Genomic DNA, 20,955 nt, shown 5'->3' with positions numbered 1-20,955 from the left:
CTGTTTTTCCGGCCCTTTTGGCTACTCAGCGGCTTGTAATGCGCTTGGCTGCACCGGCAACTTGAATCGTTCAAGAAGGCGATTTCGTTCATCCGCCGCCTTTTCGGCGCTGGCCTGCCTCACATGGCCGTAGCCGCGAATGAGCGCCGGCACCGAGGCAAGGGCGATGGCGGCCTCGATCCTGCCTGGCGCAAGTGCCTTGGCGACAAGCTCCAGATCGGCCTCATAGCGGGCCAGAAGCTGCCGCTCGATGCGCCGCTCAGCGCTGTAGCCGAACACGTCGAAGGCCGTGCCGCGCAGGCCTTTCAGCGCCGCCAGCAGGCGAAAACCCTTCATCATCCACGGGCCGAAGCTCGATTTCCTCGGCTTGCCGTCATTGCCGCGCCTGCCCATGATCGGCGGCGCCAGATGAAATTCGAGCTTTTCGTAGCTATGGAACTGTTTTGACAGCTCCATAGCGAAGGAGCCGTCGGTGTAGAGCCGCGCCACCTCATATTCGTCCTTGATCGCCATCAGCTTGAACAGATTTTTGGCGGCTGCCTCGGTCACCGCGGTCGAGCCGGGCACGGCCTTTGCCTCGGCGGCACGCAGGACCGCCAGCCGCTCGACATAGCGCCTGCAATAGGCGGCATTCTGATAGGCAGAGAGGAAAGCGACGCGGCGGGCGATGATATCGTCCAGCGTCTCGGCGATCTCAGTGGCCTTGCTCGGTTGCGCGATGAGGCCGCGCACAAACTCCGGCTGATGCGCGGCGCGCCGGCCCCAGCGGAAGGCGGCGATGTTCATCGCCACCGCCTCGCCATTCAATTCGATTGCTCTTTCAACGGCTTGCGCGGACAGCGGCAGCCCGCCATGCTGGAAAGCGAAGCCGAGCATGAACATGTTGGCGCCGAGCGAATTGCCGAACAATTGGGTGGCGGTGCGCGTGGCGTCGAAGAAATGCGTCTTGTCGTCGCCAGCGGCAGCGCGGATCGCCTTCTTCAGGCGCTCGATGGGCAGCGAGAAATCGGCCGAGCGGGCGAATTCGCCAGGCATGATCTCGGCAGTGTTGGCAAGGAAAATGGTATGGCCTTCGCGCACCGCGCCAAGCACCTTCTTGGCGCCGGACACGACAAGGTCGCAGCCGAGTACCAGGTCGGCCTTGCCGGCCGAAACGCGGATCGCGTGGATGTCGTCCGGCGTGCGGGCGATGCGGACATGGGTGAACACCGAACCGCCCTTCTGGGCGAGGCCGGCCATGTCGATCATGCCGCAGCCCTTGTCCTCGAGATGGGCGGCCATACCGAGCACAGCACCTATGGTGACGACGCCGGTGCCGCCGACGCCGTCGATGATCGCCGCCCAACCCTCGCTACCGAGCGGGAATTCGGCTGGCACCGGCACGCCGTCAAGCGGGTCGGAGCGGCCGGCAATGCCTTCGGCCTTCCTGATCTTGGCGCCGTGCACGGTGACGAAGGACGGGCAGAAGCCGTTGACGCAGGAGAAATCCTTGTTGCAGCTCGACTGGTCTATTCTGCGCTTGCGGCCGAACTCGGTCTCGACCGGCTGGATCGAGACGCAGTTCGATTGCACGCCGCAATCGCCGCAGCCCTCGCAGACCAGTTCGTTGATGAAGACCCGCTTGTCGGGATCCGGGAAGGTGCCACGCTTGCGGCGGCGGCGCTTTTCGGCGGCGCAGGTCTGGTCGTAGAGCAGCACCGAGACGCCCTTGACGTCGCGCAGCTCGCGCTGAACGAGGTCGAGGTCGTCGCGGTGGTGGATGGTGGCGCCGAAGGGGAATTCGGCCTTTCCTGCATATTTGTCCGGCTCGTCGGTGACGATGGCGATGCGCTCGACGCCTTCGGCGCGCACCTGCCTGGCGATCATGTCGACAGTCAGGCCGCCCTCATGCGGCTGGCCGCCGGTCATGGCGACGGCGTCGTTGTAGAGGATCTTGTAGGTGATGTTGGCATCGGTCGACAGCGCGAAGCGGATCGCCAGCGTGCCGGAGTGATTGTAGGTCCCGTCGCCGAGATTCTGGAAAATGTGGCCGCGCTTGGAGAATGGCGCCTGGCCGACCCATTGTGCGCCCTCGCCGCCCATGGCGGTGAAGCCGACCGTGTTGCGGTCCATCCACAGCGCCATGAAATGGCAGCCGATACCGGCGGCGGCGATCGAGCCGTCCGGCACCTTGGTCGAGGAATTGTGCGGGCAGCCGGAGCAGAAGAACGGCGTGCGCGAACCGATATCGCTGGTGTCGGCAAGCATCGCCTGGAACTGGCGCAGCTTTGCCACCTTGGCAGTGATCTCTTCCGAAGGGCCGATTGTGCGCAGGATGCGCTCGCCCAGCGCAATGGCGATCTCGTTGGGGTCGAGCGCGCCCTTGGCCGGGAACAGCCAGTCGCCGCGCTCGTCCTTCTTGCCGACGATCATCGGCTGGGTGGCGGTGCCGTAGAGGTTTTCGCGCAGCTGCACCTCGATCAGCGAGCGCTTCTCCTCGACGACGACGATGGTGTCGAGGCCGCGGGCGAATTCGGCGATATGCTGCAGGTCGAGCGGCCATGGGCAACCGACCTTGAACAGGCGGATGCCGATGCGGCCGGCGGCGGCCTCCTCGATGCCGATGTCTTCCAGCGCCTGGCGGACATCGAGATAGCTCTTGCCGAGCGTGATGATACCGAGCTTCGGCGCGCGGCCGCCCGAATAGACGATGCGGTTCAGGCCGTTGGCATGGATGAAGGCGGATGCAGCGGCGCGCTTGTATTCATGCAGCCGCTCCTCCTGGCCGAGCATGTCGATCTCATCGCGGATGTTGAGGCCGCCGGGCGGCATATCGAACTCCGGCACGACGATGTTCAGGCGCTCGAGCGCGGCATCGACGGAGGCCGTGGATTCGATGTTGTCCTTGACGCATTTGATAGCCGCCCAGGTGCCGGCGAAGCGCGACATGGCAAAGCCGTAGAGGCCGTAGTCGATGATCTCCTGAACGCCGGCCGGGTTGAGGATCGGCACCATGGTGTCGACGAACAGGAATTCGGTGGCGTGCGCATTGGTCGATGATTCGGCCATATGGTCGTCGCCCATCAGCGCAAGCACGCCGCCATACTTCGACGATCCCGCGAGGTTGGCGTGGCGGAAAACGTCGCCGGAGCGGTCGACGCCCGGACCCTTGCCGTACCAGACCGAAAATACCCCGTCATGCTTGCCTTCGCCCAGCAATTCCGTCTGCTGAGAGCCCCAGCAGGCGGTGGCGGCAAGCTCCTCGTTGAGGCCGGGCTGGAAAACGATGTCGGCCTGCGCCAGCTGCTTTTTCGCCCGCCACAGCTGCATATCGAGGCCGCCGAGCGGCGAGCCGCGATAACCGGACACGAAGCCGGCCGTGTTGAGGCCGGCCCGGCGGTCGCGCTCGCGCTGCATCAAAAGCATGCGGATGACCGCCTGTGCGCCGGACAGGAAGATGCGCTCCTTACCGAGATCGAACTTGTCGTCGAGCGCGACGTCGTGCAGCGTCATCAGGCATTTCCTCGGCGGAGGCAGCACCGGGGGGCGCGCAGCCAACGTAGGAGTGAGATGGCGCAGTCTTTCTCCGCTTGCAAGGCAGGTCAAACGAAATCGAAAGTGCCAGGCAAAGCGCAACGAACGATCCGCTGCCGTCGCGTATCCGGCACGAAATCGGTCCGCGGCGGTTGTCCGGCGACCGAAAATTTCCACGCAGTCGCGCCCGGCAAAGACGCGTCAGCCTTTCGAGCAATCCGGCTTCGGCTCACCCGGCAGCTTGCCGTCGGGATGGCCGGCAAGATCGGGATTGGCCGTATAGAGCTGGTCGACCACCAGCGGCCGGTCGGGAAGGATCGACTGGTCCTCGCTCGACATCAGCGTCGTGTCGATCTTCTGCAGGAACGTGCCGTCAGGACCCCTGATGCTGATGGAGATCGCATAGGGTTTGTCCTTGACGATGCAGGTGAGCGCCGGGCTCTCCAGGCTGACCTTGTCGAGCTTCGGCCAGACCTTCTGCTCGACTACCAGGGGAGGGCCGCCGGCCGGATTCTGGAAACTGGCGACCGCCACCTGGCCTTCGCCCATCGGCTGCAGGGGCCGCAGCGTCACGACATAGGTCGCCCGGGCGAGACGGTAGTTGAAGACGACGACCTTGCCGGAAACCTCGAACAGCTTGCCGTCGCCGCCGGTGTCGCGGCAGGCGCCAAGCGCAACGGCTGCAATGAGCGCAGCACCGACAAGGATTGAACGAAAAACAACCCTAAGCATTGTTGACCTCATGTGCCGCCGTGCGGCGGCGATAGTGACGGCTTGCTTTCTGGCGGTTGCCGCACACAGCCATATCGCACCAAAGGCGGCTGGAATTGCGGCTCCTGTCGAGAAACAGCCAGCTGCAATTGGGACAGATCCTGAGCCTGGCGACCGTGTCGTCGCGCAGCAGCGACAAGGCCGAAACCGCCAGCGCCGCCTCGAACGCGATCGGCGTCGATGGATCGCCGAACGGTCTACCCGGTGCGCCGATTTCGGCAGGGCTCCGATCGAGGCCGTTGGCGCAGGCCTTGAGAAAAGCGGCGAGGTCGCCGGCGGCAAGCGCACCTTTCGACACCGCGCCGCGAAACAGGCGGTCGGTCGTCTCGCGGATCGCCAGCACCACCGGCGCGATGCTGTCCGGCGAGGTCGCCTCCAGCGGTCTGCCGCCAAGCTCGGCACCGCGAAAGCCGGTTGCGGCGTTGGCGAAGCGCGCGATCTCGGCCGGATCGGCAAAACGGTCGAAAGTCTTTTCCGGATCGTTGCGCAACACCACGGTGTTGGCCGTATCGAGCGCAAGAATGCCGCCGGTGAAGCGATGTGGGGTCCAAGATACTGTCATATCAGAAATCTAACCGATAAATCGCGTTTGACAAGTTAGATTTTACGATGCAAACCTTGGCGCGGGCTCCGGCGCAGGATTTTGTTGAGGCAAGTCGTTGCCCCAAAACCGCTTTGCACTTTTGGGCGACATGCCCTGAAAGCTGTCCATGCTCTATTTCTTCCAGCAGGTGCTGAACGGGCTGCATTCCGGCGCGCTCTATGCGCTGCTTGCCTTCGGCTACGTGCTGACCAACGGCATCCTGCACCGGACCAATCTCGCCTATGGCGCGCTGTTCGCCTTTTGCGGCCAGACGATGATCCTGACCGTGGCCTTCGGCTATCAGGTATTGTGGCTGACCTTGCTGGCGGCAGTGGTGCTCGGCGTCGTCACGGCTTTCTTTTATGCCGCGCTGATCGGCCACGTGCTGTCGCGCAGCGTCTTCGAACCGCTGGCCGACCGCACGCCCAATGCCATTGTGGTGACGACGCTCGGCATCCTGCTGGTGCTGTCGGAAGCAAGCCGTATCGCCGCCGACACGCATGATTGGTGGCTGCCGCCGATGCTGGCGCAGCCCATCGTTTTTGCTCAGGATGCCGGCTTCCAGGCGACGCTGACGCTGATCCAGCTCATCGATTGCGCGGTGGTTCTGGCGGCAATCATGCTCGCTGCATGGGCGTTTGCCCGCTCGGGCTTCGGCCGCCGCTGGCGCGCCGTCTCCGACGATCCCAAAGCGGCTGCCATGTGCGGCGTGGACGTGCGTGCAGTGTTCCGGCATGCGGTGCTGTTCGGCGGTTTCTGCGCCGCGCTGGCCGGAATCATGGCCGCCCTTTACTACGGCAATGTCAGCTTCGGCTCCGGCCTTGTCTACGGGCTGAAAATCCTGTTCGTGACGGCGGTGGGCGGCTATCTCTCTCCGCCTCGGGCCGCGCTCGGTGCGGCCGCCTTCGGCATGGCGGAGTCGCTATGGGCCGGCTATTTCCCGGTCGAATGGCGCGATGGCTGGATGTATCTGTTCCTGGTCGCGGCACTTGTGCTGATCGGTCCTGGCCGCGACCAGCAGAAGATCGCCTGATCGCCGCATCCGCTGTCAGACTTTGGTTGCATGACGCAGCAGCCGGTCGGCACTTTATCCCCTGCCTCCCGTCACGACGGCGTTGATCGCGCCATGCCATGTTGACCCGCCGAACCACGCACGGCATACCGTTGGGCCACAGCGGCGCGACGGAAAATAGGGGAGCCGGCGCGCCTTCGACCTGAGGGAGGAAATGCATGGCAGGGCTGCTCGCTCTATCGAGAACGATTGACCGTATGAACGAGTTCATCGGCAGGTGGATATCGTGGCTGATCCTGCTGGCAATCCTGGTCAGCGCCGCCAATGCCATCATCCGCAAGGTCTTCGACGTCTCGTCGAATGCCTGGCTGGAACTGCAGTGGTACCTGTTCGGCGCCGCCTTCATGCTGGCCGCCGCCTATACGCTGAAGCAGAATGACCATATCCGCATCGACATCGTCTACGGCATGTGGTCGCGCCGCGTGCAGCACTGGATCGACCTGCTCGGCCATGTCTTCTTCCTGATGCCGTTCGTGACGCTGATGGTGATCTATTTTGTCCCCTACGTGTCGCTGTCGTTCCGCAGCGGCGAAATGTCGAACAATTCCGGCGGCCTGATCATCTGGCCGGCCAAGGCGATCCTGCTCGTCGGCTTCTTCCTGCTGGCGCTGCAAGGCATCTCCGAGATCATCAAGAAGATAGCCATCATGCGCGGCGACATGGACGATCCCAATCCGTTCATCTCGGTGCACGAACAGGCCGAGCTCGAGGCTAAAGCCCTTGCTGAAGAGGCCAAGGCGCTCGCCCAGGAGGCGCGCCCATGATCGAGTTCATCGCCCAGAACATGGCGCCGATCATGTTCGCTTCGCTGATCATCTTCCTGCTGATCGGCTATCCCGTCGCTTTTTCACTCGCCGCAAACGGCCTGATGTTCTTCTTCATCGGTGTCGTGCTGTCGCCCTATTCGGGCGGCTCGATCAACCTGGCGTGGCCGCTGCTGCATGCGCTGCCCGACAATTTCTACGGCAGCCGGGTGATGTCGAACGACACGCTCTTGGCAATCCCGTTCTTCACCTTCATGGGCATCGTGCTGGAACGATCGGGCATGGCCGAGGACCTGCTCGACACGATCGGCCAGCTGTTCGGCCCGGTTCGCGGCGGCCTTGCCTATGCGGTGATTTTCGTCGGCGCGCTGCTTGCCGCTACCACGGGCGTGGTCGCGGCTTCGGTCATCGCCATGGGCCTGATCTCGCTGCCGATCATGCTGCGCTACGGCTATGACCGACGACTGGCGTCGGGCGTCATCGCGGCATCCGGCACACTCGCCCAGATCATCCCGCCGTCGCTGGTGCTGATCGTTCTGGCCGACCAGCTCGGCCGTTCGGTCGGCGACATGTATGCCGGCGCGCTGATCCCCGGCCTGGTGCTGACCGGCCTTTACACGCTCTACATCCTGACCATGTCGATCGTCCGGCCGAACTCGATGCCGGCGTTGCCGCTGGCGGCCCGCACGCTTGGCCACGGCGTGCTGTCGCTGCTCGCGGCACTGCTGGTGGCAGTCGCGGCTTCATATGCGGCCTATCGCTACCTTGCGCCGGCGCATGGCGACAATGCCGATATCCTTGGCGCCAGCATCGGGGTGATCCTGATCTATATCGTGGCGATCGCCGACAAGGGCCTGAACATCAACATGATGTCCAGGTTGGCGCAGCAGGTGATCATCGTTTTGATCCCGCCTCTGGCGCTGATCTTCCTGGTGCTGGGCACCATCTTCCTCGGCATCGCCACCCCGACGGAGGGCGGCGCCATGGGCGCGGTTGGCGCCCTGGCGATGGCGGCAATGAAGGGGCGGTTGTCGCTGGATGTCATCAAACAGGCGCTCGCGTCGACCACCAGGCTTTCCTCCTTCGTGCTGTTCATCCTGATCGGCGCGCGGGTGTTCTCGCTGACCTTCTACGGCGTCAACGGCCACGTCTGGGTCGAGCATTTGTTGACGTCGCTGCCGGGCGGCGAAGTCGGGTTCCTGATCGGCGTCAACATCCTGGTCTTCGTGCTCGCCTTCTTCCTCGATTTCTTCGAGCTCGCCTTCATCATCGTGCCGCTTTTGGCGCCGGCAGCCGATAAGCTCGGCATCGACCTGATCTGGTTCGGCGTGCTGCTCGGCGTCAACATGCAGACCTCCTTCATGCACCCGCCTTTCGGCTTTGCGCTGTTCTACCTGCGCTCTGTCGCCGCGCGCGTGCCCTATCTCGATCGCCTCACCGGCAAGCAGATCGCGCCGGTGACCACCGGCCAGATCTATTGGGGCGCCGTGCCCTTCGTCTGCATCCAGGTGATCATGATCGGGCTGACCATCGCCTTCCCGCAAATGGTCATGCGCTACAAGGGTGCGGCCGTCGATCCGGGAACGATCGAGATCAACTTGCCTGATATGCCAGGCCTTGCGCCTCTCGGCACACCACCACCAGCCAACGGTGGCCCATCACCCGCGGCGCCACCGTTGAACGATCTCTCGCAGCCGCCGAATTTCGGCGAGACGCCGCCCGCCAAGCCGGCGGCGCCGGCGACCGACCTGTCGCAGCCGCCGAACTTCAACTGATGTGTGAACACTGAGAACCTGAGTGAGGATGTTATGAGAGCCGTGCGCCTGGAAGCCGTGGGCAGCATTGCGCTACGGGAGGTCGACAAGCCTGTTGCGGGACCGCAGGACGTTCTGGTGCGCGTCGAAGCCTGCGGCGTTTGCGGCACCGACCGTCACCTCCTCCACGGCGAATTCCCTTCGAGCCCACCGGTGACGCTTGGTCACGAATTCTGCGGCATCGTCGAGGCTGTCGGTGATGCGGTTTCCGGCATCGCCATCGGTGACCGTGTTACCGGCGATCCCAACATCTTCTGCGGACGCTGCAGTCATTGTCGGGCTGGCCGGGTCAATTTGTGCAGCAATCTCAGGGCCATCGGCATCCATCGCGACGGCGGCTTCGCCGACTACGTCGTGATGCCGCAGAGCCAGGCCTTTCTTCTGCCTGCGAACCTCAAGCCAACGCATGGCGCCTTCTGCGAGCCGCTGGCCTGCTGCCTGCACGCTGTCGACCTCGCCGGAATCAGACCCGGCGCTGCCGTGGTGGTGCTTGGTGGCGGCGTCATCGGCCTGCTTACCGTGCAATTGGCGAGGCTCGCAGGAGCGGCGACCATCATCCTGTCGACGCGGCAGGCCTCCCGCCGTGCGCTCGCCGAAGAGCTCGGTGCAACGACGACGGTCGACCCAAGCGCGGTCGACCCGATCGAGGCGATCGCCGGCCCAGCCGGCCTTGTGCCCGGCGGGGCCGACGTGGTGCTCGAATGCGCCGGTGTCCCCGATACCGTCGAACAATCGATGCGGCTGGCGAAGTCCGGCGGCTCGGTGGTGATCGTCGGCGTGATGCCGCAAGGCGTGAAAGTGCCCTTCGAACCGTTCGACATCCTGTTTCGCGAGCTGAAGGTTCTCGGCTCGTTCATCAATCCCTTCACCCACAGGCGGGCGGCGGACCTTGTCGCGTCCGGCGCAATCGAGATCGACAAGCTCATCTCAAGGCAGGTCGGCCTGGAGGAAGCCGCCTCGGTGATCGCCAATCCGGCAGCGCCGGGCGAGGTCAAGGTGTTGGTGGTGCCGGGCAGGGAATGAAGGGCAGCCTCAATCCTGCGGTGTTGGCGATTGGCGAAACGGCGATGACCGCGCCCCTCTCCCCGTCACTATACGGGGAGAGGATGCCGGCAGGCAGGTGAGGTGCAGCGTCAACGCTTGGAAAGATAAGCTATAATTTCGGGGCGGCTACCAAGCCCAAGGCGATCAATCGCCGAAGTTTGCGCCGCCCCTCATCCACCTGCCGGGACCTTCTCCCAGTATAGTGACGGGGAGAAGGGACAGATCCCAGCCTACAGTTTGCCGTTGCGCTGCTGGACCATCATGAAGGTGTCGTAATTGTACTCGGCCACCTGCGCCCACAGATAGTGCTCCTTGCGGAAGCCCTTGATCGAGTCCCAGATCTTCTTGAACGGTGCGTTGGTGGCTTCCATTTCGGTGTAGACCTCATTGGCCTTCTCGAAACAGGCGGCCATGATGTCCTGGCTGAACGGGCGCAATTTCGCGCCGCCGGCCACCAGCCGCTTCACCGCCGCAGGATTGAGAAAATCGTATTTCTGCAGCATGTTGGCGTCCGCAGCCTGCGCGGCGGTGTGCACAAGCGACTTGTAGGCGGGCGACAGCTCCTCGTACTTGGCCTTGTTGAACAAGAGATGGACGGTCGGGCCGCCTTCCCACCAGCCGGGATAATAGTAGTAGGGCGCGACCTTGTAGAAGCCGAGCTTCTCGTCGTCATAGGGGCCGACCCATTCGGCGGCGTCGATCGTGCCTTTTTCCAGCGCCGGATAGATGTCGCCACCGGCGATCTGCTGCGGCACGACGCCGAGCTTCTGCACCACTTTGCCGGCAAAGCCGCCGATGCGCATCTTGAGGCCGGACAGGTCGGCGACGGTGTTGATCTCCTTGCGGAACCAGCCGCCCATCTGCACGCCGGTGTTGCCGCCGGGCAGGCCGAAAAGACCCTGCGTGGCAAGAAACTCGTTGAACAGGTCGATGCCGCCGCCATGATAGTGCCAGGCGTTCATGCCGCGCGCGTTGAGCGAGAACGGCACCGCCGCACCGAGTGCCCATGTCGGGTCCTTGCCCCAATAATAGTATGACACCGTGTGGCAGGCCTCGACAGTGCCGGCAGTGGTGGCGTCGGCGGCCTGCAGGCCGGGCACGAGTTCGCCGGAGGCGAAGACCTGGACCTGGAAATTGCCGTCCGTCGCCTCAGACAGCATCTTGGAGAAGACTTCGGCGCCGCCATAGATCGTATCGAGTGACTTGGGAAAGGATGACGCCAACCGCCACGTCACTTTCGGATTGGACTGGGCGATTGCCGGTGCGGCTAGCGTAGCGGCAGCCGCCACTGCGCCCACGCCGGTGACCCCGGCCTTGCGGATGAATGAACGACGATCCATGCAGTTCCTCCCTATTGGACCAACAACCGATATCAGGGACATCTCCTCACGTCCGGTATCGATTTGCCCGAAACAATACACGGGCAAAAGGTCGAGTCCAGCATGGTGGCGGGATTTGACGGCGGCGCTGGCGACAAATTCGCGGGCCGGCCGGCCAGCCTGCAACTATAGTCTAACGTTCGCCGCGTGGCCATGCGAGATGGCGAAACTTGCCATGGAAAAGCGCCTTCGGATCGCCTATTTTGCAGGCAAATAGCTATTCGCTTCGCGCCAAATGGAATCCGGACCCAAAATGCACCAGCCGCTCGTCGCCATATCAACCGACGTCCGTCAGTTCGACAACTACACCTGGCATGCCGTCCCGCAGCAATATATCGAGGCAGCACTTTCCGGCGCCGGCGTGTTCCCGCTTTTGGTGCCGTCATTCGGTGACCGGCTCGACTTCGACGAGCTGTTGTCTTCGGTCGACGGTGTCATGGTCACTGGCTCGAAGTCCAACGTGCATCCATCGCTCTATGGCGGCGACGCCAGCGAAGCCAACGGCCCCTACGACCCGGCGCGCGATTCCACCACGCTGCCGCTAATCCGCAAGGCGATCGAGCGCGGCGTGCCGCTGCTTGCCATCTGCCGCGGCATCCAGGAGTTGAACGTTGCGCTGGGCGGCACGCTTGGCACCGAGATCCAGGAGCGCGAAGGCTCGCTCGACCATCGCGCGCCGGTGAGCGACAACCAGGACGAACGCTTCGCCATTCACCAGACCATTTCGATCAAGCCGGGCAGCTGCCTGGCCGGCGTGTTTGGCGCCGGCGACATCAAGGTCAACTCGCTGCACCGCCAAGGCATCGACCGGCTCGGCTCGAAGCTGCAGGTCGAGGCGGTTGCCGGCGACGGCACGGTGGAGGCAGTTTCGGTGAAGGACGCCCGCGCCTTCGCCGTCGGCGTGCAATGGCACCCCGAATACTGGGTCAAGTCGGACAACAACTCGGCCAAGATCTTCCGCGCCTTCGGCGATGCGGTGCGGCTGCATGCGGCGGCGAAGGCCGGTGCACGGGCGGCGGCGGAATAAATCCCGGCGATCAATTGCCGGCGGATTGATCCCGTTCGCCGGTTGTCGCCAGCGACAGCAGCGGCGTGGCCGGAGCGTAGGATTCGTAGCCGTCGCCATCCGCAACCGAGAAGGTGACGATCGGGTCGGTGCCGTCGGCGCTGAACGCGATCGTGCCGTCCTCGCCCTCTCGCCAGAATTTTGCCCGCTCGATGCCGGGCAGCAGCCCGCGGCAATTCGGCGCCACGGTCAACAGCGACAGGCCATCGTCAATCGCGGCGCCGCGGCTAACCGCGCAGTCGCCTTCGTCGCCATTGGCGACCAGCCTGAAGGTGGTTGCCGGCCTTGCTTCATTGGCCGAACTTTCACTGCTGCCGCCGTGAAACAGCTGAAAGCCGGCGAAAAGTGCCGCTGCCGCAATCGATGCCGGAAGTTTCGTCATCTTGCACTCCGCGCCCCCCGGCGCAGATGCAGAATGATTCCAAAGCGTTAAGCCGACGTTAACGAGTGTGGCAGAGAGCCGCTCAGCTTCGTGGCTTGACTTGCGCCGTCTCAGGCACCGGGGTCAGTGGCCGGCGCTCGCTGAACCAGGATACCAGATTGTCGACGCACAGATCCGCCATGGCGCGGCGCGTATGGTGCGAGGCCGAGCCGACATGGGGCAAAAGCGAGGTGTTTGGCGCCTCCAGCAAAGCCTTGGGCACATTCGGTTCATCGGCGAAAACATCGAGCCCGGCCGCGGCGATGGTGCCGTTGGCAAGCGCTGCGGCGAGGTCTGCCTCGTCGACCGTGCTGCCACGGCCGATGTTGACGAAAACGCCGTTGGCGCCAAGCGCCGCCAGGATTTCGGCATTGACCGCCTTCTCCGTGGAAGCGCCGCCCGGCACTACGGAAATCAGCGTATCGACCGCTTCGGCAAGGGCCTTCAGCGTCGGGTGGTATTCATAAGCCAGACCTTCCACCTTGCGCCTGTTGTGGTAGGCCACCGGCAGCCCGAACGCTTCCAGCCGGCGCGCAATGGCAAGGCCGATGCGGCCCATGCCGAAAATGCCGACATGCCGACCGCGCAAGGTCAGCCGGCTCAGGGGATAGTTGCCCTTCTTCACCCAACTGCCGTCGCGCAGCCATTTCTCGGCGTTGTAAAGTTCACGCACGGTGTTGAGCAAAAGGCCGATCGTGGTGTCGGCGACCTCCTCGGTCAAAACATCAGGGGTGTTGGTGACCATGATGTTTTTCTTGGCCGCATGGCCGGCATCGACCGAATCATAGCCGACGCCGAAGGAGGCGATGAGTTCGAGGTTGGGCAATGCATCCATCAATGCCGCATTGACGCCGGCGAAGGACGCAATGGCGCGCACGTCATGGCGCATCTCGTCGGTGACCAGGGCGGGATCGGCGCGCTCTATCTTGACCCGCTTGAAGGTGCGGTCGATGCGCTCGACCGCATGGTCGTTGAAATGTCCTGGCACCAGAACGGCGACGGTCTGCAACGCATCAGTCTTGGTCATGCACGCTCCACCGGCTTGCCGGTCGACTGGCGCACATGCAGTTCCGGCTTGATCAGTTCCTGTGACGGCCGTACCGCCTGTCCGTTCAGCTTGTCGAGCAGCGCGCTGGCGGCACGGCGGCCGACCTCTCGCTGGCCATTCCAGACTGTGGTGAGCGCCGGTGTCGCGATTGCCGCCTCCTCGAGATCGTCATAGCCGGTCACCGAGATGTCGGCGCCCGGCACCAGGCCGGCGCGGGCAATGCCGTTCATCAGGCCGATGGCGACCAGATCATTCCAGCAGCAAGCGGCGGTTGGCTTGTCTTTAAGCGCCAAAAACTGTCCAGCCGCCTCGAATCCGCCCTGCTTGGTGCGCGGCCCGGCGATGCGCCAGGACGGCCTGACCTCAAGCCCGGCGGCCTCCATGGCGTTGAGATAGCCCTGGTAGCGGTCGCGCCCTGTCGAGGTCTGGTCGGTGCCGCCGATCATGGCGATGCGCTTGTGCCCGAGCGAGATCAGATGATTGGTGGCAAGTGCCGTGCCATAGGCATCGTCACCACGAAACACCGGCACGTCGGCGCCTTCCACGCTGCGTGCGATCAGCACCGCCGGCAGGCCGTTTTCCTCGGCCATGACGATGTCGGAAGCCGGCGTGCCGATGGCCGGCGACATGATGACGCCGTCGGCGCCAAGCTGCAGCAGCGTATCGATGAAGGTGCGTTGCTTTTCCAACTGGTCATAATGGTTGGACAGGATGAAGGTCTGCCGGCTGCGATCGAGTTCGCTTTCGATCGAGCGCAGGATCTCGGCGAAGAACGGGTTCATGATGTCGTGCACGACGACACCGACAATGCCCGAGCGCGAGGTGCGCAGTGAGGCGGCGCGGCGGTTGTAGATATACCCGATGGCCCGCGCATGTTCCTTGATGCGGTCACGCGTGGCGCCGGCGACCAGCGGGCTGTCGCGCAAGGCGAGGGAGACCGTGGCCGTGGACACGCCAAGCGCATCCGCGATCGTCGAAAGCTTGATCTTTTGTGCCAGCCCTTCGCTCCCCGAGTTTTTTTAAAATTTTTTAAATGCGGCGTTATGCCATCGGATTCGGAGCAAATCAAAGTTTTTTCGCCAGCGCCTCCGCCTCGGCATCGACGGTCGTGCGATTGCGCAGCCGCAAACGGTGCTCGCGATGGATGATGTAAAGGCCGCTGGTGACGATGATGGCAGCACCCACCAGCGTCCAGCGGTCGGGGAACTGGTGGAAGATGATCCAGCCGGACAGGATCATCCAGACCATCTGCGAATAGGGGTACGGCGCCAGCGCCGTGGTGGTCGCCAGGCGGTAGGCCTGCACCAGCAGCCAGTGGCCGCCGGCGCCGAACACGCCCAGCATCACCAGGATGAACCAGTGCCAGCTATCCTGCGGCAGCCCATGCGAGAACGGCAGCATCGGCAGAAGCAGCACGGCCGGCGCCAGCGCCGAAAACAGGATCAGGCTTTCCGAGGTTTCGCTGGCTGACATCCGCCGCGTCATGATGACGTAAAAACTGTTCGACAGCATCGAGCCGAGCGCGAAAAGATGGCCGATGCCGAACACGCCGATGCCCGGCCTTGTAATGACGAGCACGCCGACAAAGCCCGACAGGATTGCCAGCCAGCGCCGCCAGCCGGCCCATTCACCAAGCAGCGGCCCGGCAAGGGCGGTGATCACCATCGGCCCGAAGAAGTAGATCGAGGTGGTCTCGGCCAGTTGAAGCGTTTTGAGCGCCATGACGTTGCACATCGTCGAGCCGAACAGCAGACCGCCGCGCAGGATGTGGGCCGGCAAATTGTTGGCGCGGAAGCGCGACGGCTCGCGCCAGCCGCGCAGGAAGACGCCGACAAGCAGGACATGGACGGTGAAGCGGGCCCAGGCGACGATCAGCGCCGAGACGCCGGCCAGGACCAGATATTTGCTCGATGTGTCGAGAAAGGTGAAAAAGACATAGGTGGAAAGCATGAACAGCATCGCCGCGGGCGGCGTTGCGCTTTCGTCTGCTTTTGCGGGAACGTTCAAATGTCAGGCCGGGCAGGGAGGATCAACGCTTAACCTTTGCGGCAATCTCCAGCGCCCGGCAAGCCAAAAGCGACTGGCACAACAGGCGTCTGAGACAGGTTCAGCGCAGGCCGATCCGATGCCAGCTAAGGCGCTTTGCGTTCCGCTGCGACGTTCTGACATCCCGGTGCTTTGCCGTCGGATGCCACTTGCGCCTGGAGATGAAGCCACAACGCCTCGGCGACGGGTCCATGCGGTCGGTCGCGCCGGCGCACCGCCGCCAAGATCTCCGTCCGGCCGGGCAGATGTGCACCAGCGATCGAGATCAGCCTCCTATCCCGCAGTTCGTCCTCGATCAGCCATGCCGGCAGATGGCCCCAGGCCAGTCCGTGAAGGATCAGTTCCTTCTTCATCAGATGATCCGGCGCCGAGCACTGATGCGCACCGTCGATGAGGAAATAGCTCTCCGGCGATGGCCGCCGCGCCGTGTCGCGGATCACGCACTGGGTGAAGGGCCGCATCTGCTCCGGCGCAATCTCGCGGCCAGGCGCGAACGGAAGGAACCCAGGCGCCACCACCGGCACGAGGGGCACCGCGCAGAGATCGATCCGCTCGAGATGCGGATCGGAAGGATCCGCGCGATGGAAGATGAGGTCAGCCGAGCCTTCCATCAACCGTTCGAGCGGACCGCCGACCGCCTCGTACTCCAGGTGCAGGCGTGTCCCGGTGCGTTCGGCAAAGAAGCCGCTGAGCATACGCAGGATTTGCGGTCGCGGGCAGAGATCACCCATGACGACACGCAGGACCGTCTCCTCGCCGCTCGCCAACTGGCCCGCATAGGTTCGCAGATGGTCGAGCTCGCGCAATGTCAGCTGCGCTCGCGCGTGAAACTCGCGGCCCGCCTCCGTCAGCCCCACCCGATATCCGCTGCGGTCGAGAAGTGTGAGCCCGAGCAACTGCTCGAGGCGTGCGACAGCGGCGAAGACGGATGGATGCGATCGGTTCAAGGCAAGGGCGGCCGCCTGGAAGCTGCCCTCGCTTGCCACGGCGTCAAAGCACCGTAAGTCGTGGAGTTTCAGACCATTCATTATCGTAAAAACCTACTGAGATCGTCCAATCATAGTAATTTTCCTGGATAATTACGAGGCCTAGGGTGGCTCATTCAGAGGGCGGCGGGAGCATCGAACTCCTTTCGCCAGGGTGAGATGAGGACCAGATGACTGACACGCTTTATTTTACGACGGGCGACGGCTGCCGGATCGCCTATCAGCTGGCGGGGGCCGGCCCTGTGCTTGTGCTCTCGAATTCCATTGCGACGAACCTGCATATGTGGGACCGGCAGCTAGCGGAACTTGCCGGATCTTTCCGGGTGCTGCGCTATGATCTGCGCGGCCACGGCAGTTCCGATGCTCCGGCCGGAGCCTATTCGCTCGATCGGCTGGGCCGCGACGTCCTTGAGCTGCTGGATGCGCTTCAGATCGCCCGCGTGCATTTCTGCGGGCTGTCGCTGGGCGGCTTCGTAGGGCAGTGGCTGGGTATCCATGCCCCGGACCGCATCGAGCGTCTCAGCCTTTCCAACACCTCGCCACATCTCGGGCCGGCTTCTTACTTTGATGAGCAGATCAGGACTGTCCTTGCTGCGAGCAACATGTCGGCCGCCGCGGACATGTTCATGCACAACTGGTTTCCCGCCTCGATGCTTGCCGGCCCAAACGAAACCGTCGACGCGTTCCGCGCGATGGTCCTGGCGACGCCGCCCCAAGGTCTCGCGGGATGCTTCGCCGCCGTACGCGATTGCGATCTGCGCCGGACTGTCTCCCTCATTACCGCCCCCACCCTGGTGATCGGTGGAGAAGACGACAAGGTAACGCTGGCAAGCCACAGCGAGGCGATCGCAGCCAGCATCCCCGGCGCCACGCTTACACTGCTTCCGGGCGTCCATATGCTGAACGTCGAGCGGCCGACTGAATTCATGAGCGCCGTTACACGCTTCCTGCTGAATTAGGCGTGCATGCGGGCGCCCTTGGTGATCTTGTCGACGAGTTTCTTGTCGGCACGCAGCGCGATGCCGACGATCTTGGCGTCCTCAGGCCCGAACTCGGCGAAGACCGCGCGGTTGGCCGCATCGAAGCCGGTGGCAAACATCTCCTCGACATAGGCTGACCCCGTCACGCCCCGCTCCAGCGCCTTCCGGTGGATGGAGTTGAGCGTCGGCCCATCGGCCGAAAGCACGATGACCGGCTGGATCGACAGAGGATTGTAAAGGTTGCCGGCGCGGTCGCGGTAGGGTTCGCCGATAATGGCGGGGAATTGCGCGACGATGCCGCTGGTCAGGAAGGCGGCGACGTTGAGCTTTTGCCAGACGGCGAGATCGTCCCGCAGCACGATTGCAAATTTCGTATCGAACACCAAAATGAGGACTCCGGAGCACGCCCATGAAGGGCAGGGATAGGTGATGACGCACGATCTAGACGGTGAGGCGACGCAGGGTCTTGAACGTTCGTGCGCGGATGAAGACCGGATCGTCTCGGCGCCTGTTACCGCTGGCATCGAGCGCATCGAGGCGCATTTCCATGGCAACGCCTTCGACCTGCACCGTCATGATACGCTTGCCGTCGGCGTGACGCTTTCCGGTGTGCAGCGCTTCCACTACAGGGGCACTGTCAACCACAGCCTGCCCGGCCAGGTTATCGTGCTGCATCCCGACGAAGTGCACGATGGCGGCGCCGGGACCGAGGATGGTCTGCGCTACCGGATCCTCTATCTGGAGCCGTCACTGCTGCTCGACTGCCTCGACGGCGCGCCGCTGCCTTTCGTCAGGGATGCTGTGGTCAGCGATCCTGCCTTGCGTGGCACGCTGCTTTCGGCCCTGTCGCCGCTCGATGAGGAACTGGACGAGCTGTTCGTCGCCGATTTCGTTGCGGAGCTGGCGCAGCATCTGGGGCGTCATGCGGGACAGAAAGCAAAGCCGATGGGGAGGTCGGCCTCACGTGCGGCAGCGCTGGCGCGCGGCTATCTCGAGGAGAATGCGGAGCGGTCCGTTCGTTCCGATGAGCTGGAAGCCGTCACCGGGCTCGACCGCTATGCGCTGTCACGCCATTTTCGCGCGACCTATTCCACCAGCCCGCATCGGTTCCTGCTGATGCGCCGGCTGCAAAAGGCAAGACGGATGATCGAGGTGGGCGAGCCGCTGGCCGAGATTGCCGTTGGCGCCGGCTTCAGCGACCAGAGCCATTTCAACAGGCATTTCAAGAAAGCATTCGGCCTGACGCCCGGCCGCTGGTCGACCCTGGTGCGCGGCCCTTCGGTGACGGCCTAGCTCAAGACACGCGGCCGCCGTGCCGGTCAGTCGTCGATGTCGGCGTCGTCGTCGACGAGCACCAGCTCCTCGTTCGACAAATTGGCCTCGATGCGGGCGAGCAGCTTGAACAGCGTCTTCTGTTCTTTCTTGTCGAGGCCCTTCAAGGCCTGCTTTTCGGTCTTCTTCACCGACTTCTCGATGGCGTGGATGATCTCGCGGCCGGTGTCGGTGAGAAAGATATGCGCCTGGCGTGCATCTGCGGAAGAGGCGCGCTTTTCCAAAAAGCCCTGGGCCTGCAGCCGGTTTATGGTCTTGGTGATGGTCGGCGGGCGCACGCCCAGGCGGCCGGCGAGATTGCCGGGCGTCTGGCCGTCCTCGCGGTCGAGCGTCAGCATGATCTGGTCCTGGCCGGCATAGAAGCCGTGCGCCAGAAGCCGCGCCGCCAGCGCGGTCCTTGCCAGCCTTGCCGCCGAATGCAGCCGGCTCATCGTTGCAGTCTTGTCCGCCTTGGCCATGGTGATCCCTCTTCGGCCGTACCGGTGCGTGCAGCATAGACGCAGCCGGCCGGTTGGCAATCGACGATCAAAAAGATTCCGGCTTTCGAAACAGCTTTGCCGGCAAGCATTTGTGGTGCTCGAAATGGTGATGCCAGATGTTTATTTCAGTTAGATGACAAACGAGTTTCCGCCAAGGCGATTGCAACGGTTTGACGCGGCGCGGCTCAGCACAGGTCAACGAAGAGGCGTTCCCGGCGACACGTTGATGGTCGGCATCCCTCGCACTCGGCCTCTCGGTCTACCCACCCGCTTCGTCAACCTGGGTCAAACACCCAAGCGGTTTGCCTCGTGCAAAAGGCCGGCACACATCCTATATGCCAACAATCCCTTCTTGCGGCCCGCAATTCCGTGGCCCAGCCATTTCGAGGCAAGATATGAGCGAAGCACAGACGCAAATCCCCGTGACCGTTCTCACCGGCTATCTCGGCGCCGGCAAGACGACGCTGCTCAACCGCATCCTGTCGGAAAACCATGGCAAGCGTTACGCCGTCATCGTCAATGAATTCGGCGAGATCGGCATCGATAACGATTTGATCGTGGAATCCGATGAGGAGATCTACGAAATGAACAATGGCTGCGTCTGCTGCACGGTGCGCGGCGACCTGATCCGCGTCGTCGAAGGCCTGATGCGCCGTCCCGGCCGTTTCGACGCCATCGTCGTCGAGACCACCGGCCTCGCCGATCCTGTGCCGGTGGCGCAGACCTTCTTCATGGACGACGACGTGCGCTCCAAGACCAAGCTCGACGCTGTCGTGGCCCTGGTCGACGCCAAGCACCTGCCGCTCAGGTTGAAGGATTCCAAGGAAGCCGAGGACCAGATCGCCTTCGCCGATGTCGTCGTGCTCAACAAGACCGACCTGGTGACGCCCGAAGAACTGGCCAAGGTCGAGGCCACCATCCGCGCCATCAACCCGGCGGCCAGGATCCACCGCACCACGCGCGCCGGCGTGGCGCTGTCCGAAGTGCTCGACCGCGGCGCCTTCGACCTGTCGCGCGCATTGGAAAACGACCCGCATTTCCTCGAGGCGCACGATCATGATCACGACCATCATGACCATGACAGGCACGATCACCACGACCATGATCACGACCATCATCATCACGATCACGCGCATCCCTCCGACATCCATGACGTGACCGTGCAGTCGGTGTCGCTGCGCGGCGGCGAGATGGACCCGAAGAAATTCTTCCCGTGGATCGAGAAGATCACTCAGATGGAAGGTCCCAACATCCTGCGGCTGAAAGGCATCATCGCGCTCAAGGGCGACGACGAGCGCTATGTCATCCAGGGCGTGCACATGATCATCGAAGGCGACCACCAGCGCGCCTGGAAAGACGGCGAAAAGCATGAGAGCCGGCTGGTGTTCATCGGCCGCGAGCTTGACGCCGAACGGCTGAAGAAGAGCTTTGACGCCTGCCAGGCGGCTTGATTTCCGGACTCTATGGCGCTAGCGCTGCCCGCTCTTCCTTCTCCCCTTGTGGGAGAAGGTGGCCTCGCGAAGCGAGGTCGGATGAGGGGTGCTCCAGCTCGGCACCGACGGCGATCCGTTCAACACCCCTCATCCGTCTCGGCGCTGCGCGCCGATCCACCTTCTCCCACAAGGGGAGAAGGTCGGCGCCAGGCCTGGCCGCCTCA

At 63.5% G+C, this 20,955-nt stretch carries 19 protein-coding genes; 8 read left to right on the top strand and 11 right to left on the bottom strand.

Annotated features, from left to right (window positions below):
• Positions 1-21: 21 nt before the first annotated feature.
• From NLY42_RS05255 to NLY42_RS05245, 3 genes are all read right to left on the bottom strand, one after another.
• Positions 22-3,492, bottom strand: a complete 3,471-nt coding sequence (locus NLY42_RS05255) for an indolepyruvate ferredoxin oxidoreductase family protein (RefSeq protein WP_023755782.1) — start codon at positions 3,490-3,492, stop codon at positions 22-24.
• Between the two features lie 222 nt (positions 3,493-3,714).
• Entirely contained in the window at positions 3,715-4,245 is a 531-nt protein-coding gene (locus tag NLY42_RS05250) for a hypothetical protein (RefSeq protein WP_023694704.1), read from the bottom strand.
• Positions 4,238-4,846, bottom strand: a complete 609-nt coding sequence (locus NLY42_RS05245; RefSeq protein WP_023755783.1) for a CGNR zinc finger domain-containing protein — start codon at positions 4,844-4,846, stop codon at positions 4,238-4,240. Before NLY42_RS05245 ends, NLY42_RS05250 begins: the two co-directional genes overlap by 8 nt.
• A 148-nt stretch (positions 4,847-4,994) precedes the next feature.
• Between NLY42_RS05245 and NLY42_RS05240 the strand changes: the two genes are divergently transcribed.
• The 4 genes from NLY42_RS05240 (at position 4,995) to NLY42_RS05225 (ending at position 9,540) form a co-directional block, all read left to right on the top strand.
• The gene (locus NLY42_RS05240; RefSeq protein WP_023746552.1) at positions 4,995-5,900 is read left to right on the top strand and encodes a branched-chain amino acid ABC transporter permease; all 906 of its coding nucleotides are present in this window, start codon (positions 4,995-4,997) and stop codon (positions 5,898-5,900) included.
• 197 nt (positions 5,901-6,097) lie between these two features.
• Positions 6,098-6,703 (top strand): TRAP transporter small permease subunit, encoded by a 606-nt coding sequence (locus NLY42_RS05235; protein WP_023683517.1) that lies wholly within the window; start codon positions 6,098-6,100, stop codon positions 6,701-6,703.
• Positions 6,700-8,478 carry a TRAP transporter large permease gene (locus tag NLY42_RS05230; RefSeq protein WP_023750422.1) on the top strand — a complete coding sequence of 593 codons (1,779 nt, stop codon included), beginning with the start codon at positions 6,700-6,702 and terminating at the stop codon, positions 8,476-8,478. The genes NLY42_RS05235 and NLY42_RS05230 overlap by 4 nt, the downstream gene beginning before the upstream one ends.
• A 33-nt stretch (positions 8,479-8,511) precedes the next feature.
• Entirely contained in the window at positions 8,512-9,540 is a 1,029-nt protein-coding gene (locus tag NLY42_RS05225; protein WP_023689236.1) for a zinc-dependent alcohol dehydrogenase family protein, read from the top strand.
• A gap of 251 nt (positions 9,541-9,791) precedes the next feature.
• On the opposite strand, the gene NLY42_RS05220 is transcribed toward NLY42_RS05225, so the two are convergent.
• On the bottom strand, positions 9,792-10,901 hold the full coding sequence (locus NLY42_RS05220; protein ID WP_023689237.1) for a TRAP transporter substrate-binding protein: 1,110 nt from the start codon (positions 10,899-10,901) through the stop codon (positions 9,792-9,794).
• 292 nt (positions 10,902-11,193) lie between these two features.
• Between NLY42_RS05220 and NLY42_RS05215 the strand changes: the two genes are divergently transcribed.
• Positions 11,194-11,967 (top strand): gamma-glutamyl-gamma-aminobutyrate hydrolase family protein, encoded by a 774-nt coding sequence (locus NLY42_RS05215; protein ID WP_023671352.1) that lies wholly within the window; start codon positions 11,194-11,196, stop codon positions 11,965-11,967.
• A gap of 10 nt (positions 11,968-11,977) precedes the next feature.
• Here NLY42_RS05215 and NLY42_RS05210 read toward each other — a convergent pair whose 3' ends face one another.
• From NLY42_RS05210 to NLY42_RS05190, 5 genes are all read right to left on the bottom strand, one after another.
• On the bottom strand, positions 11,978-12,388 hold the full coding sequence (locus NLY42_RS05210; protein WP_023671353.1) for a hypothetical protein: 411 nt from the start codon (positions 12,386-12,388) through the stop codon (positions 11,978-11,980).
• A gap of 82 nt (positions 12,389-12,470) precedes the next feature.
• Positions 12,471-13,454 (bottom strand): 2-hydroxyacid dehydrogenase, encoded by a 984-nt coding sequence (locus NLY42_RS05205; RefSeq protein ID WP_023755784.1) that lies wholly within the window; start codon positions 13,452-13,454, stop codon positions 12,471-12,473.
• On the bottom strand, positions 13,451-14,473 hold the full coding sequence (locus tag NLY42_RS05200) for a LacI family DNA-binding transcriptional regulator (protein ID WP_023671355.1): 1,023 nt from the start codon (positions 14,471-14,473) through the stop codon (positions 13,451-13,453). Before NLY42_RS05200 ends, NLY42_RS05205 begins: the two co-directional genes overlap by 4 nt.
• A gap of 67 nt (positions 14,474-14,540) precedes the next feature.
• A complete protein-coding gene (locus NLY42_RS05195) occupies positions 14,541-15,425 on the bottom strand; it encodes a DMT family transporter (protein WP_032896357.1) in 885 nt (294 codons plus the stop codon).
• Positions 15,426-15,607: 182 nt separating this feature from the next.
• The gene (locus tag NLY42_RS05190; RefSeq protein ID WP_023755786.1) at positions 15,608-16,549 is read right to left on the bottom strand and encodes a LysR family transcriptional regulator; all 942 of its coding nucleotides are present in this window, start codon (positions 16,547-16,549) and stop codon (positions 15,608-15,610) included.
• A gap of 128 nt (positions 16,550-16,677) precedes the next feature.
• Here NLY42_RS05190 and NLY42_RS05185 point away from each other — a divergent pair, with 128 nt between their 5' ends.
• The gene (locus tag NLY42_RS05185) at positions 16,678-17,466 is read left to right on the top strand and encodes an alpha/beta fold hydrolase (protein WP_023755787.1); all 789 of its coding nucleotides are present in this window, start codon (positions 16,678-16,680) and stop codon (positions 17,464-17,466) included.
• Here the strand turns inward: NLY42_RS05185 and NLY42_RS05180 are convergent.
• Positions 17,463-17,870 (bottom strand): DUF2000 family protein, encoded by a 408-nt coding sequence (locus tag NLY42_RS05180; RefSeq protein ID WP_023683511.1) that lies wholly within the window; start codon positions 17,868-17,870, stop codon positions 17,463-17,465. The genes NLY42_RS05185 and NLY42_RS05180 overlap by 4 nt on opposite strands.
• Before the next feature lie 46 nt (positions 17,871-17,916).
• On the opposite strand from NLY42_RS05180, the gene NLY42_RS05175 reads away from it, so the two are divergent.
• Positions 17,917-18,780: an AraC family transcriptional regulator gene (locus tag NLY42_RS05175; RefSeq protein ID WP_023755788.1), complete on the top strand. Its 864-nt coding sequence runs from the start codon at positions 17,917-17,919 to the stop codon at positions 18,778-18,780.
• 26 nt (positions 18,781-18,806) lie between these two features.
• Here the strand turns inward: NLY42_RS05175 and NLY42_RS05170 are convergent, their stop codons facing one another.
• Positions 18,807-19,277, bottom strand: coding sequence for a MarR family winged helix-turn-helix transcriptional regulator (locus NLY42_RS05170; protein WP_023694717.1), 471 nt, complete (start codon positions 19,275-19,277; stop codon positions 18,807-18,809).
• Between the two features lie 416 nt (positions 19,278-19,693).
• Here NLY42_RS05170 and NLY42_RS05165 point away from each other — a divergent pair, with 416 nt between their 5' ends.
• A complete protein-coding gene (locus tag NLY42_RS05165; RefSeq protein WP_023755789.1) occupies positions 19,694-20,749 on the top strand; it encodes a CobW family GTP-binding protein in 1,056 nt (351 codons plus the stop codon).
• Positions 20,750-20,955 lie beyond the last annotated feature (206 nt).

This window comes from Mesorhizobium sp. C372A (assembly GCF_030323245.1).
GTDB lineage: Bacteria > Pseudomonadota > Alphaproteobacteria > Rhizobiales > Rhizobiaceae > Mesorhizobium.
This window is presented reverse-complemented; position numbering and strand designations above follow the sequence as displayed.

Excerpts from the sequence above, each read along its gene's own strand:
- NLY42_RS05255 (WP_023755782.1), bottom strand. The coding sequence starts at position 3,492 with ATGACGCTGCACGACGTCGCGCTCGACGACAAGTTCGATCTCGGTAAG.
- NLY42_RS05250 (WP_023694704.1), bottom strand. The coding sequence starts at position 4,245 with ATGCTTAGGGTTGTTTTTCGTTCAATCCTTGTCGGTGCTGCGCTCATT.
- NLY42_RS05245 (WP_023755783.1), bottom strand. The coding sequence starts at position 4,846 with ATGACAGTATCTTGGACCCCACATCGCTTCACCGGCGGCATTCTTGCG.
- NLY42_RS05240 (WP_023746552.1), top strand. The coding sequence starts at position 4,995 with ATGCTCTATTTCTTCCAGCAGGTGCTGAACGGGCTGCATTCCGGCGCG.
- NLY42_RS05235 (WP_023683517.1), top strand. The coding sequence starts at position 6,098 with ATGGCAGGGCTGCTCGCTCTATCGAGAACGATTGACCGTATGAACGAG.
- NLY42_RS05230 (WP_023750422.1), top strand. The coding sequence starts at position 6,700 with ATGATCGAGTTCATCGCCCAGAACATGGCGCCGATCATGTTCGCTTCG.
- NLY42_RS05225 (WP_023689236.1), top strand. The coding sequence starts at position 8,512 with ATGAGAGCCGTGCGCCTGGAAGCCGTGGGCAGCATTGCGCTACGGGAG.
- NLY42_RS05220 (WP_023689237.1), bottom strand. The coding sequence starts at position 10,901 with ATGGATCGTCGTTCATTCATCCGCAAGGCCGGGGTCACCGGCGTGGGC.
- NLY42_RS05215 (WP_023671352.1), top strand. The coding sequence starts at position 11,194 with ATGCACCAGCCGCTCGTCGCCATATCAACCGACGTCCGTCAGTTCGAC.
- NLY42_RS05210 (WP_023671353.1), bottom strand. The coding sequence starts at position 12,388 with ATGACGAAACTTCCGGCATCGATTGCGGCAGCGGCACTTTTCGCCGGC.
- NLY42_RS05205 (WP_023755784.1), bottom strand. The coding sequence starts at position 13,454 with ATGACCAAGACTGATGCGTTGCAGACCGTCGCCGTTCTGGTGCCAGGA.
- NLY42_RS05195 (WP_032896357.1), bottom strand. The coding sequence starts at position 15,425 with ATGCTTTCCACCTATGTCTTTTTCACCTTTCTCGACACATCGAGCAAA.
- NLY42_RS05190 (WP_023755786.1), bottom strand. The coding sequence starts at position 16,549 with ATGAATGGTCTGAAACTCCACGACTTACGGTGCTTTGACGCCGTGGCA.
- NLY42_RS05185 (WP_023755787.1), top strand. The coding sequence starts at position 16,678 with ATGACTGACACGCTTTATTTTACGACGGGCGACGGCTGCCGGATCGCC.
- NLY42_RS05175 (WP_023755788.1), top strand. The coding sequence starts at position 17,917 with ATGACGCACGATCTAGACGGTGAGGCGACGCAGGGTCTTGAACGTTCG.
- NLY42_RS05170 (WP_023694717.1), bottom strand. The coding sequence starts at position 19,277 with ATGGCCAAGGCGGACAAGACTGCAACGATGAGCCGGCTGCATTCGGCG.
- NLY42_RS05165 (WP_023755789.1), top strand. The coding sequence starts at position 19,694 with ATGAGCGAAGCACAGACGCAAATCCCCGTGACCGTTCTCACCGGCTAT.